The sequence below is a fragment of the Psychroserpens burtonensis DSM 12212 genome (assembly GCF_000425305.1).
Classification (GTDB): domain Bacteria; phylum Bacteroidota; class Bacteroidia; order Flavobacteriales; family Flavobacteriaceae; genus Psychroserpens; species Psychroserpens burtonensis.
In genome coordinates this window covers 86,824-100,368 of record NZ_AUDE01000012.1, presented here as the reverse complement: position 1 = coordinate 100,368, position 13,545 = coordinate 86,824, and the positions used below count along the sequence as shown (strand labels likewise).

At 32.8% G+C, this 13,545-nt stretch carries 12 protein-coding genes; all 12 read left to right on the top strand.

Translation table 11 applies throughout. From position 1 onward, the window contains the following. Positions 1 to 34 precede the first annotated feature (34 nt). The 12 genes from H593_RS0105760 (at position 35) to queA (ending at position 13,503) form a co-directional block, all read left to right on the top strand. Positions 35 to 886: a prephenate dehydrogenase gene (locus H593_RS0105760; RefSeq protein ID WP_028871566.1), complete on the top strand. Its 852-nt coding sequence runs from the start codon at positions 35 to 37 to the stop codon at positions 884 to 886. 78 nt (positions 887 to 964) lie between these two features. Further along, positions 965 to 2,047 carry a bifunctional 3-deoxy-7-phosphoheptulonate synthase/chorismate mutase type II gene (locus tag H593_RS0105755; RefSeq protein ID WP_028871565.1) on the top strand — a complete coding sequence of 361 codons (1,083 nt, stop codon included), beginning with the start codon at positions 965 to 967 and terminating at the stop codon, positions 2,045 to 2,047. A gap of 139 nt (positions 2,048 to 2,186) precedes the next feature. Continuing rightward, complete coding sequence (locus tag H593_RS0105750; protein ID WP_037051600.1) at positions 2,187 to 2,852, top strand: carboxypeptidase-like regulatory domain-containing protein; 666 nt, start codon at positions 2,187 to 2,189, stop codon at positions 2,850 to 2,852. Between the two features lie 87 nt (positions 2,853 to 2,939). Further along, positions 2,940 to 4,601 carry a hypothetical protein gene (locus H593_RS0105745; RefSeq protein WP_028871563.1) on the top strand — a complete coding sequence of 554 codons (1,662 nt, stop codon included), beginning with the start codon at positions 2,940 to 2,942 and terminating at the stop codon, positions 4,599 to 4,601. An 87-nt stretch (positions 4,602 to 4,688) separates the two neighbouring features. Beyond that, entirely contained in the window at positions 4,689 to 5,639 is a 951-nt protein-coding gene (gene rsgA / locus H593_RS0105740; RefSeq protein WP_028871562.1) for a ribosome small subunit-dependent GTPase A, read from the top strand. Positions 5,640 to 5,706: 67 nt separating this feature from the next. Next, positions 5,707 to 6,159: a D-aminoacyl-tRNA deacylase gene (gene dtd, locus H593_RS0105735; RefSeq protein ID WP_028871561.1), complete on the top strand. Its 453-nt coding sequence runs from the start codon at positions 5,707 to 5,709 to the stop codon at positions 6,157 to 6,159. Continuing rightward, a complete protein-coding gene (locus tag H593_RS0105730) occupies positions 6,159 to 6,671 on the top strand; it encodes a metal-dependent hydrolase (protein ID WP_028871560.1) in 513 nt (170 codons plus the stop codon). Before dtd ends, H593_RS0105730 begins: the two co-directional genes overlap by 1 nt. 94 nt (positions 6,672 to 6,765) lie before the next feature. Next, positions 6,766 to 8,670 carry a DUF3857 domain-containing protein gene (locus tag H593_RS0105725; protein ID WP_028871559.1) on the top strand — a complete coding sequence of 635 codons (1,905 nt, stop codon included), beginning with the start codon at positions 6,766 to 6,768 and terminating at the stop codon, positions 8,668 to 8,670. 3 nt (positions 8,671 to 8,673) lie between these two features. Next, entirely contained in the window at positions 8,674 to 10,689 is a 2,016-nt protein-coding gene (locus tag H593_RS0105720; RefSeq protein ID WP_028871558.1) for a transglutaminase domain-containing protein, read from the top strand. Position 10,690: 1 nt separating this feature from the next. Further along, on the top strand, positions 10,691 to 11,017 hold the full coding sequence (locus H593_RS0105715) for a nucleotide pyrophosphohydrolase (protein WP_028871557.1): 327 nt from the start codon (positions 10,691 to 10,693) through the stop codon (positions 11,015 to 11,017). 49 nt (positions 11,018 to 11,066) lie between these two features. Then, positions 11,067 to 12,293, top strand: a complete 1,227-nt coding sequence (locus H593_RS0105710) for a 3-phosphoshikimate 1-carboxyvinyltransferase (protein WP_028871556.1) — start codon at positions 11,067 to 11,069, stop codon at positions 12,291 to 12,293. A 160-nt stretch (positions 12,294 to 12,453) separates the two neighbouring features. Next, entirely contained in the window at positions 12,454 to 13,503 is a 1,050-nt protein-coding gene (gene queA, locus H593_RS0105705) for a tRNA preQ1(34) S-adenosylmethionine ribosyltransferase-isomerase QueA (RefSeq protein WP_028871555.1), read from the top strand. Positions 13,504 to 13,545: the final 42 nt, after the last annotated feature.

Here is a 13,545-nt window from a genome sequence, read left to right as displayed (position 1 = left end):
AATTATAATATTTCCGTAGAAACGAAATTTAGATATGAATAACATATACATCATTGGTATTGGATTAATTGGCGGAAGTTTAGCAATAGACATTAAGTCTAATTATGTAGGTGCTAAAATCTTTGGTATTGATTCTAATGAGAGTCATCTTGATGAGGCTTTAAATCTCAATTTAATTGATGAAAAAGCAACTTATGATGATTTGTATAATGCAGACTTGGTCATACTTTCAATTCCTGTGGATAAAGCGGTTATAGAGTTGCCGAAGGTTTTAGATAGGATAGGCGAGCAAACTCTAGTTATTGATGTTGGTTCTACAAAGTTCCCAGTTTGTAAGTCTGTTGAAAATCATAAAAACCGACGTCATTTTTTAGCAACACATCCCATTGCAGGAACTGAGTTTTCTGGTCCAAAAGCGGCTATTGCACATTTATTTGATAAGAAAACAAATATCATTTGCGAGGTAGAAAAGACAACATTTAAACTTCAAGAGAAAGCTTTACAGCTTTTTAGAGACTTAGGTATGCGGATACGTTATATGAATCCTGAAGCTCATGATAAGCATATTGCTTATGTGTCTCATTTATCACATATTAGCTCATTTATGTTAGGTAAAACAGTGATAGATAAAGAGAGAAATGAGCGCGATATTTTTGATATGGCAGGAAGTGGTTTTGAAAGTACAGTGCGATTGGCAAAAAGTTCACCAGCAATGTGGACACCAATATTTAAGCAAAACAGAGAGAATGTTATTGAAACATTAGATGAATACATTAATAATTTAAAGCATTTTAAAGCATTGATGGAAGCAGAAGATTTTGATGCCATTTATAATGAAATGAAAAACACAAACCATATCAAAGATATTTTAAAAGGATTGGTTTAAAAGATAATAACACGACGTAGAAATAAAATTAAATTGACTTTGTTTTCTTAGGGAAACAGAACCAAAAGATCAAATGCAATGGAAAATAAAAAAGAAATGAGAACATGGTTAGATAATCTAGGATTAGATCATCCACTAGTTATTGCAGGACCGTGCAGTGCAGAGACTGAAGAACAAGTTTTAAAAATAGCGCATGAGCTTAAGGATACAGACGTTAATTATTTTAGAGCAGGTATCTGGAAACCAAGAACACGTCCAGGCAATTTTGAAGGTGTTGGTGCTTTAGGTTTAAAATGGTTACAAAAAGTAAAAGCAGAAACAGGGATGAAAACCTGTACAGAAGTGGCCAATAGAAACCATGTAGAATTAGCTCTAGAGCATGATATTGATTTATTATGGATTGGTGCGCGTTCTACAGTGAGTCCTTTTATAATGCAAGAAATTGCAGATGCTCTTAAAGGGACAGATAAAATAGTATTAGTGAAAAATCCAGTAAATCCAGATTTAGCTTTATGGTTAGGTGGTATTGAAAGGTTATATACTGCAGGAATTAAAAATTTAGGAGCAATTCACAGAGGGTTCTCTACTTATGAGAAAACGAAGTATAGAAATATTCCTGAATGGCAAATAGCTATTGAGTTTCAAAATAAATTTCCAGATTTACCATTAATCAATGATCCATCGCATATTACTGGTAAGAGAGATATGATTTTTGATGTATCTCAAACGGCATTAGATCTTAATTTTGACGGTTTAATGATAGAAACTCATTTTGACCCAGATAACGCTTGGAGTGATGCTGCTCAGCAAGTAACACCAAAGACATTAATTCGTATCATGGACGATTTGAAAATTAGAAAAGAATCAGATCCTGAAGCAGCGTTTAATAAAGATCTCGATAATTTAAGAGCTCAAATTGATGTGGTTGATAATCAAATCATAGAATTATTAGGCAAACGAATGAAGGTTGCCGATGGTATTGGCGGACTTAAAAAACAAAAAAATGTTGCAGTGTTGCAGAGCAAGCGATGGAATGAGATTTTAGGTAAAATGGTTTTACATGGTGATGAAAAAGGACTGAGTGAAGAATTTATTTTACGCATGTTTAAAGCAATTCATCAAGAGTCCATTAACCATCAAGAAAAAGTCATCAACGGTTAGTCCTTTATCCATAAATTTTAGAGCCTCATTAACTTGAGGCTTTTTTATGCGTTATACTCACCCAAAAGTATGTTTTACTCACTATTGGTTTTATAAATTCTAGATTTCATCTAGGTTTGATTCATAATTTAAAACTCATATGATGAAATTAACATTACTGGTGTTATGTGCAGTATTAATCGCATTAGGAACATCTGCTCAGGCCCTCATTAAAGGTGCAGTTTCAGATGATTTAGGTCAATTACCTTTAGCTCATATTACTATTAAAAACTCAAAAACAGGAACATCTTCAAATGACGATGGAAAATTTTTGATTGAGGCCAATCCTACAGATATCTTACAGTTTTCTTATTTAGGTTACAAGACCAAAGAAGTTTTAGTAGGTGAGCTAACGACAATTGATATGGTTTTTGATAGCTATGAGGAGTTAGATTCAGTATTAATTTATGCGCATACAGGAGCAATAAGTTGCACTACCGTTAGTTGTTATCTTATATGTGGGTGTGGACGTCGTGGTGTAAGTGCTATTCAAGACGCTTCAGTGCGAAAAATCGAGTCTGAAATCATTAAACTCTACCCAAACCCATCAAAGGATGGTATCTTTAAAATTAAGCTTTTAGAAGATGTTTCTGAAGTAAATATAATGGGAGCAGATATAACAGGGCGTATTCTTTTAAATGGAACAGAAGGAAAGCTCAGGTCTAATATTATTGTTGATTTATCAAGTCCATCATCTGGAATTTATATTATTAGTGTGTCTTCTAATGGGGTTCGAATTGCTGCTAAAAGAGTAATTAGAATGTAGATTACTGTCAATCTAAACTAAAAAGTCAATAAAAAGTATATTTTTGTTCGTGAAAGAATTCTCTTTCAAATTCAATATCTAGATTATATGCTTAAAAGAATTACATTTATTTTACTGATATTAGTGTCTTATACTACGGTAAATGCTCAAGGACAATTAGGGCCAATTACAATTACTCACGGAAAAGAAATTGAGGCCGACAAAGAAAAAATTGTTAAAATAGCTGGAGAGACTAATGGTAAAATTTACACCTTAGCAACCAAAGGGAAAAACTTTTATATTAAAGTGTTTAGTTCTGTAGACATGGATTTAATTTCTGTTAATGAAATTGAAATGGATGATTTTATTGATAAAGAACCAAACTTTGAAGAAATCGCTGTTTTAAATAATAGAATTTATATTATTGGTAGCGTTTATGATAGAAAAAATAAAGTTAATAATTTGTTGGCTGTAGAAATCTCTAAAGATGGAAAGTTAACAACAAACACTAAAAAGTTATTTTCAACCAAGGTTACTAAAAACAGAGAGAAAGGTGCTTTCTATTTTAAATACTCACCTAATCTAGATAAACTTTTAATAATGCATGCATCTCTATTTGATAAAGAGGAAATCATGCAATATGAAATTAAGCTTATTAATGAAAATTTAGACATCGTTACATCGCATTTAGAAAAAGTATCATTTGAAGATAGAAAGGATTTAGAATTTACAATTTCAGATTTTGATATCACTCAGGAAGACGATATCTTTCTTGTAATTAATGAAAGTTATAGAGATAGAAAAGCAAAAAAGAATATTGAAAAATTTGAAGTTCATGCCTTTAAAGGAGCTAGTAGCTATAATAAAGAAGTTATTAAAATAGACTTTACAGGGAAAGAAGTTATTAATTGTGAAATGTTAATGACCGCAAATAATACACTCAATTTAGTTGGTTTTTATTCTAGTGTTAATAAGCGCGGAAAAGCAAATTGGAAATTAAAAGGTATTTATTCAGCAACTATAGACGGCTCTTCAAACGAAGTCACTAACTTGAAATTTAATATTTTTGATTTTGACACGAAAGTTAAACTCATTGGAGAGCGCAGAGCTAAAAAGAATAAGGATATACTACCTTTCTATTCGACGCATAGTTTAATTGAAAAAGAAAATGGAGGTTTAATTTTTCTTGCAGAATATAGACAATCAATCATTGGGAGTTCTTCAGGTATTGGTATTGGAGGTCTTGGTATTAGTTTCACTCCTATCACATTTTTCACCAATGAAATTATTGTGACATCATTAAATGCTGATGGGTCTGTAGAATGGGCAAATGTCATTGCCAAGGACCAAAGAGCAAGCTTTACCACTATGTCAATTGGTATGTATGGGTTTTCAAATGGTTCTAATTTTTCAGTAGGAGTAGGTATTGCAATCCCTTTGGCGGTTTTAGGAAAAGGACCAGAGTATTTAGGAGCTATTCCAATTTACACCAATGGGGAGCTTACAGTTGTTTTTAATGACAACAAAAAAAATATAGGTATTACAGATATTGAAGAGATTAAAAAATTAGGAAACTACAACAAAGCAATACCAACAGCCTTCACTTTTAATAAAGTTAATGGCGATATCACTAGAATTGACCCAGAAGAATTACAAGAAGATCAATTAATCTTGAGACCAGGAGTTTATTATATAAAAAGCAACAAAGAGTATCTTATTTACTCTTCAAGAAAATCTGAAGATAAGTTAGGTCGTATGATCATAAACTAACATTTTAATTTACATAGAATTAAAGACCATCAAGTGATGGCCTTTTTTTTATTGTTTTAAACGCTAATTATTAGCATCTTTGTTTTAATGACAGGACTCGTTTATAAATCTACAGGAAGCTGGTACACCGTGAAAACTAATCTTGGTGCTACTTATCAATGCAGAATCAAAGGTAAATTCCGATTAAAAGGTATTAAAAGTACGAATCCCATTGCGGTTGGTGATATTGTGGATTTTGAATTGGAGACCAATAATGATGATGTAACAGGCGTGATCCACAAGATTCATGACCGTTCTAATTATATTGTTCGTAAATCGGTTAATCTATCCAAACAAACTCACATTATTGCATCCAATGTAGATCAAGTGTTTTTGTTAATTACCATTGATAATCCGCCAACTTTCACAAGTTTTATAGACCGTTTTTTGGTTACTGCAGAAGCTTATCATGTAAAAACAGTATTGCTTTTTAATAAAGTAGATACGTATAGTCAAGAGACTTTAGATGAGGTGAAATATTTAGCTCATGTATATAGAAAGGTAGGATATGAATGCATTGGTATTTCTGCGGAAACAGGAAAAAACATAGATAAGGTCAAAGCATTAATGATAGACAAGGTAAGCATGTTTGCTGGCCACTCTGGTGTTGGAAAATCAACACTGGTTAATGCCATTGAACCTGGATTAGATTTAAAAACGAAAGCCATTTCCTCTCAACACAGTCAAGGGCAGCATACGACAACCTTTGCAGAAATGTTTGACTTGAGTTTTGATGCTAAAATTATTGACACACCAGGGATTAAAGGTTTTGGTATTGTGGATATAGATAAGGAAGAAGTCGCTGATTACTTTCCAGAATTTTTTAAACTTAAACAACACTGCAAATTCAATAATTGTCTTCACGTAGAAGAGCCTAAATGTGCAGTGAAAGACGCATTAGAGGACGATGAGATTTCATATTCTAGATATCGTAGCTATCTTAAAATTTTAGAAGGTGAAGACGAGCACTATAGGACTGATAATTGGGAAGAAAAGTAACTAGTATATAGCAAGCGGTATTTGATTTGCAGTACATCTGAATATTGAATTTTAAATCTTAATTATTTTGAAAGCAGTCATTCAGCGCGTATTAAAAGCTTCAGTAACTATTGGCGGACAAAAAGTAGCGAATATCAATTCAGGTATATTGGTGCTTCTTGGGATTGTTAGTGATGATTCTCAAGAGGATATCAAATGGCTATCTAATAAAATTTCGAATCTTCGTATTTTTTCAGATAATGATGGTGTTATGAATACATCATTGCTTCAAACCCAAGGTGATGCTATTGTTGTGAGTCAATTCACACTTCATGCGAGTACAAAAAAAGGAAACCGACCAAGTTATATTCACGCAGCTAAACCAGATTTAGCTATTCCTCTATATGAAGCCTTTGTACAACAATTAGAAATAGATTTAAGTAAAAAAGTGCAAACGGGTCAATTTGGGGCAGACATGAAAGTGGAAATGCTCAACGATGGTCCTGTTACCATCATAATTGACACTAAGGATAAGGCGTAATGGCATCAATTTTTGGACACAGCTTAGTGGCTTATACCGTTGCGAAAGTTGTAGATTCTAAATCTAGTAAGTTGTTAGTTTTTCTAGCCATTGGGTCTTCTGTACTGCCAGATTTGGACGTTCTAGGATTTTTATTTGGTATAGATTATTTACATCCTTTAGGCCATCGAGGCTTTACTCATTCTATTTTGTTTGCTTTATTATGGACTGGATTACTTACTTTTTTGTTCGGAAAATCTAGGCCATTTATTTTTACTGTTGTTTTATTTTTATCAACTATTTCTCATGGGGTATTAGATGCCATGACCAGTGGAGGAGAAGGTGTGGGTTTTTTAATCCCTTTTGATAATGCTCGATATTTCTTTCCTTTTAGGGAGATAAAAGTGTCGCCAATTGGAGTTGAGAAGTTTTTGTCAGAATGGGGCGTTAGAGTCATTTTGAGTGAGATTCAATACATAGCAATACCATGTGGTATCATTTTATTGATACATTTTTTTTTAAATAAAAGCTGACTGCTAATTAATTATGATGACTTTACGGTTTTCCGCACGTACTGTTAAAGTATATTTTCTATATTTGGTAACGACCTGAACTTAAACGCTTTTTATGCCCTTAAAACTCTCTGTAATATTGTTTGCAATAGTACTATCAACCACTACAAATGCCCAAGATGAAGAACTACTTAAATCATCTACAATTCCTATTCAATTAAGAGTTAAGGCTAACGCAGTTGTTAGGTATGACAATACACTTATTGAGGTTGAGTCTTTCAATGATTTTTTATATAGCAATAAACGTATTGTGACAGTATATAATGAAAATGGCCTTTCAGATCAAGGTGCTGTTGTAGGGTATGATGACAATAGAAAGATTAAAAACTTAGAAGCCAGAATCTACGATAGCAATGGTGAGGAGATTAAGAAATATAGAGAAAAAGATTTTGAAGATGCAAGTGCTGTAAGTGGTGGGACGCTTTACTCAGATAATCGAGTAAAGTATTTGAATTACACACCAACAAATTATCCATATACTATTGTTATAGAAACTCAGGTAAATTATAGAAGTACAGCTTTCGTTCCATCTTGGAGACCTATTGGAGGTTTTTATGTCAGCACAGAAAACTCAGAATATAAAATTATTAATAACTCAGATACAGAAGTTAAGATTAAAGCAATCAACCTTGATGGCTATGCTATTGAAACTCATAGTGAGTTCCATTATTCTGCTCAAAATCTAAAGTCGATAAAACCAGAAGCTTATAGTCCGTCTTTTAAAAGCTACGCACCCATGGTAAGAGCAGCACTAGTAGATTTTGAAATGGAAGGCGTTAAAGGTCTAAATAATAACTGGCAAGATTTTGGTAAATGGATGTATGACGAGCTGTTAACAGGTACAGAAGTTATACCAGAAATCATAAAAGAAGAAGTTAAAGCCTTGGCTAAAGATGCAACTACAGATGCTGAGAAAGCAAAGATTGTTTATAATTACATGCAAAATAAAACCCGTTATATAAGCGTACAAGTGGGTATTGGAGGATGGAAACCTATGCTGGCTGGAGATGTAGAACGCCTAGGTTATGCTGATTGTAAAGGTTTGTCTAATTATACAAAAGCGCTTTTGGATGAGGTAGGTGTAACGTCTTATTATGCAGTTATTTATGGAGGTAAAGCTATTACCAGTTTTGATAATGAATTTTCTGCTACTGAGGGTAACCACGCAGTATTATGCATACCAAATGAGACTAAAGATATTTGGTTAGAATGCACCAGCCAAACAAATCCATTTGGTTTTACCGCTGGTTTTACAGATGATAGAGATGCTTTATTGATTACTCCAGAGGGAGGTGAAATTATACATACAACGGTGTATGCTACAAAAGATAATTTGCAATCTACAAATGCAATGATAACTATTGCTTCGGATGGATCAATTTCAGCAGATGTAACGATTAAAACTCAAGGTTATCAATATGCGCTTCATGAAGGGAATCAAAATAAATCATTACGAGAACAAGAATTACATTTTAAAGGCTATTGGGATTATATAAATAACCTTTCCGTAGAAAATATAAAATTCACAAATGATAAAGATCGTGTTGTTTTTATTGAGGACGTAAGTGTGTCTTCTTCTAGTTTTGCTATAAAAAGTGGTAAGCGTTTACTGTTTCAGCCTAATGCCTTTAATAGAGTAACTCGAATTCCTACGCGATATAAAAAGAGAACTTTAGATTTTGAAGTAGAAAGAGGGTACAAAGATGTAGATGAATTTATCATTACTATAGATGCAAACTTTGATATTGAAGCCATGCCAAACGCAGTTGATATCTCTAATAAATTTGGGAGTTATTCGTTTTCTATTGAAAAATTATCAGACAGTAAATTATTATACAGGCGAACACAAATTTTAAACAAAGGCTTTTACGCAAAAGAAGCGTACGACGATTTTAGGACCTTCATGTCAACAATGGTTAAACATGATAAATCTAAAATGGTATTGATTTCTAAAACATAAACTATGAAAGCCATCATTATAGCAGTTGTATTGCTAATAGTATGTAATTTACAAGCTCAGAACTTTAAATTTGGCAAGGTATCAAAGGAGGAATTGGCAGAAAAAGTACATCCTAAAGATCCAACAGCGAATGCTGCTCTCTTATTTAAAAGGGAAAGTGTGCGATTTGATTATCGTAAAGGTGACGGTTTTACTCAGGTTAGAACCATTCATCAACGTATCAAAATTTACAATAAAGAAGGTTTTAGTTGGGCTACCAAGAAGGTTAGGTTGTATGATAAGATGAATTCTGAAAGCGAAAAATTATATAAGCTTAAGGCCTACACCTATAATTTGGTAGATGGTAAAGTAAAAGACGATAAGCTTAAAAGTGATGGTGTTTTTGATGAGGAATTAAATAAATTTTGGAAGGTGAAATCATTTACAATGCCTAATATAAAAGAGGGCTGTATTGTGGAATTTACATATGAGATATCTTCACCATTTTTAGCAATAGACGATTTGGAATTGCAATATACCATCCCAATTAATGTCTTAGAAGTTTTAGTAAAAACACCCGAGTATTTTATTTATAATAAGGTCTTGAACCCTCAAACTACATATCTGCCAAAAATTGAGGAGTCATCGTCTACAAAGTCCGAATCTATAACCAATACAAGCATTTCTAATGGTAGTTTGGGTAGTAGAAATTCAGATACATCTGTATCTCAATTTACAATTAACGAAAATGTAATAAAAGTCAATGAAACAGATATACCCGCTTTAAAAGACGAGCCTTTTGTAGATAATTTAGGTAACTATCAAGCTAAATTAAAATTAGAATTAACAGCAATTAAATATCCTAATGAACCTTATGAAAATTTATCAAGCTCATGGGACGCAGTAACTAAAACTATTTATAAGTCTGATGATTTTGGAGAACAATTAGATAGATCTGGTTATTATGAAGATGAGATAGATGCTTTAACTGCTAATCTTGAGAGTAATGCTCAAAAAGCTTTTGCTATTTATAATTATGTAAAAGTTAAGGTTAAATGGAATGGCTTCTATGGTTATTCAACAGATGCTGGTGTTAGAAAAGCTTATAAAGAAGGGGTTGGTAATGTAGGCGATATTAATTTAATGTTAGTATCAATGCTGAGATATGCAGGGATTATAGCAAACCCCGTATTGATTAGTACAAAGAGTCACGGGATTCCATTATTTCCTACAAGAGATGGTTTTAACTATGTTATTTGTTTTGTTGAAGATGAAGACATCATGTCGTTATTAGATGCAACAGGAGATAATGCGACCTTTAATACATTACCTATAAGAGATTTAAATTGGCAAGGAAGGGTGATTAGAGAAAATGGTAGCTCTACATGGATTGATTTGACACCACGCAAAGTATCTAGAGATATCACAGGCTTGAATATTAAAATAAATTCAGATTTATCTGCGGAAGGAAAAGTAAGGTCGCAAAAGTTTGATTATATCGCCAAAAGTTATAGAGATAATTATGCAGATTTAAGTACTGAAGCTTATATAAAGGTTTTAGAAAAGGATAAAGGTGAAGTACTTATTTCTAATTTGGAGGTTGAAGGAGAGGATAGCTTATTAGAGCCCATTAAAATCACTTACGAGTATACAATGGATAATGCACTTGAAGAGATAGGCGATAAACTGTACTTTTCTCCGTTACTCTTTTTGAATACTCAAGAAAATCCATTTAAGCAAGACGAACGAAAATTACCAATTGATTTAATGTACCCAATGTCTGATAAATACATGATTAATATTATGCTTCCTGAAGGTTATGATGTTGAATATTTGCCAGAAAATCAAGCTCTAGATTTTGCAAATAAGACAGGTGAATTTAAATATTTAGTGAATCAGAATGGACGTTTTCTTCAAGTTAATGTAGAGTTAAATATTAACGCCTCGTTAATACTTCCTGAGAATTATACGTTTTTTAAACAGTTTTTTGCTCAAGCCATGGAAAAAGAAAGTGAAAAGATAGTACTTAAAAAGATTTAAAATGGATATCAAAAATGCACAATTAGAAGTTGACTCATGGATTAAAGAACATGGTGTACGGTATTTTAATGAGCTTACTAATATGGCTCAACTTACAGAGGAGGTTGGTGAAGTGGCAAGAATAATTGCAAGGCGATATGGTGAGCAAAGCGAAAAAGAAAGTGATAAAAATAAGGACTTAGGAGAAGAGTTAGCAGATGTGGTTTTTGTAGTTTTGTGTTTGGCAAATCAAACAGGTATTGATTTGCAAAGTGCTTTCGATAAAAAATTGGATTTGAAAACTAAACGAGACCACGACAGACATCACAATAACGATAAATTAAAATAAAACTTCCGCTCTAGTTATCCACTTGCCAAAACGAGCAAGTATTTTTTTTATGACAATACAACTTCACAAATCTGTAATTAAAGAGCAATCAAACATCACGATCACGGGATCAAAAAGTGAGTCTAATAGATTGTTGCTACTACAAGCATTATATCCAGAATTAAAGATTAATAACGTCTCAAACTCTGATGATTCAATAGTGATGCAAAAGGCTTTAACTTCTAAAGAAACTACTTTAGATATTCATCATGCAGGAACTGCAATGCGTTTTCTAACAGCTTATTTTGCAAGTAAAGAAGGCAGGAATGTTGCGCTTACTGGTTCCAGTCGTATGAAAGAACGACCAATAGAAATTTTGGTTGACGCTTTACATCAATTAGGTGCAGAAATTTCTTATACAGAGGCTTATGGTTGTCCGCCTATTAGGATTCAAGGTAAAAAACTTACTAAGCATAAAGTAACTTTAAAGGCTAATGTGAGTAGTCAGTATATTTCAGCATTATTATTAATTGCCTCTCGTTTAGAAAACGGACTAGAATTAACCTTAGAAGGTAAAATCACTTCGATTCCGTATATAAATATGACACTTGACTTATTAAACCAAGTTGGGATACAAACAACCTTTGAAAATCAAGTAATAAAGGTCAATTCAAAAAAGGATGCTCTTAAAACAGAAAGTCTTACCGTAGAATCAGATTGGTCTTCGGCATCTTATTTTTATAGCATAGTGGCTTTAAGTCCAATTGGAACAGAAGTAAAGTTGACGTCTTACAAAGAAGAATCGTTACAAGGCGACTCTGTACTAGCACATATTTATATAGCATTTGGTGTGAAAACAGTCTTTGGAGGTGATTCTATATTACTTAAAAAAGTGGAGGATTCTAAAAGCAATACAGTAGAATTTCAACTTAATAACTCACCAGATATTGCTCAAACTATTGCCGTTACATGTTTAGGTTTGGGTTTAAAGTGTCATCTTACAGGTTTACATACATTAAAAATTAAAGAAACAGACCGTTTAGTTGCGCTTCAAAATGAATTGCAAAAATTAGGAGCAACAATTGATATTACAGAAGATACGTTAACGCTTCATAAAACAGTAACCTTGAATAAAAACGTTGCTATTGCTACGTATAACGACCATAGAATGGCGATGGCATTTGCTCCATTAGCCTTAAAAACAGATGTAATTATTGAAGATTACAGGGTGGTTTCTAAATCATATCCAACGTTTTGGGACGACTTAAAAACCCTTGGTTTCAAATTTTCTAAATAAATACTGCGTTTTACTTGACAAGGCCTATGTTGAGATTGTATATTTGCAACTTGAAAAAAATGTATTTGCCGTAATTATTCAGAGATATAAGTATTTCAATTTGATGCGATGTTTATTTGGCAAAATTGTATAAGACCTAAAAATAATTAAACAATAACTTATGAAATTATCACACTTCCATTTTGATCTTCCAGATGAATTATTAGCTGAACGTCCGTCAGATATTAGAGACGAGTCTAGACTAATGGTTTTGGATAGAAAAAATCAAACTATCGAGCACAAGCTATTTAAAGATGTCATCGATTATTTTGATGAAGGAGATGTCATGATTTTGAACAACACGAAAGTGTTTCCAGCTCGTCTATACGGTAACAAAGAAAAAACAGGAGCGAGAATTGAAGTTTTCTTATTAAGAGAATTAAATGAAGAACAGCGCCTTTGGGATGTTTTAGTGGATCCAGCACGTAAAATAAGAATTGGTAATAAATTATACTTTGGTGAAGATGAAACTTTGGTGGCCGAAGTTATTGATAATACAACCTCTAGAGGAAGAACATTACGTTTCTTGTATGACGGGTCTTACCATGAATTTAGAAGAAAATTAACCGAACTCGGTGAAACACCACTACCAAAATATATTCAAAGGGAAGTAGAACCAGAAGATGCAGAGCGTTATCAAACTATTTTTGCTAAAAATGAAGGAGCTGTAGCAGCACCAACTGCAGGTTTGCACTTTTCAAAGCATTTACTTAAGCGTTTAGAAATTAAAGGAGTTGAGTTACCAGAAGTGACACTTCATGTTGGTTTAGGTACTTTTAACCCAGTTGAGGTTGAGGATTTGTCTAAGCATAAAATGGATAGTGAAGAAATTTACGTTACAAAACCGGCTACAGATATCATTAATAAAGGTATTGCTGAAAAAAGACGTGTGTGTGCTGTAGGTACTACTGCTATGCGTGCTGTAGAAAGTTGTGTATCCTCTAGTGGAACATTAAATGAATTTACAGGATGGACCAATAAATTTATTTTCCCTCCTTATGAGTTTAGTATAGCGAATAGTATGATTACTAATTTTCATACACCAAAATCTACGTTATTAATGATGGTGTCTGCATTTGCAGGTCATGATTTTATGAAAAGGGCTTACGAAGAAGCAGTTAAAGAAAAATATCGTTTTTACACCTATGGTGATGCGATGTTGATTATTTAATAGATTACTTATAATTATAAATAGAGCCTTATGTAACAGTAA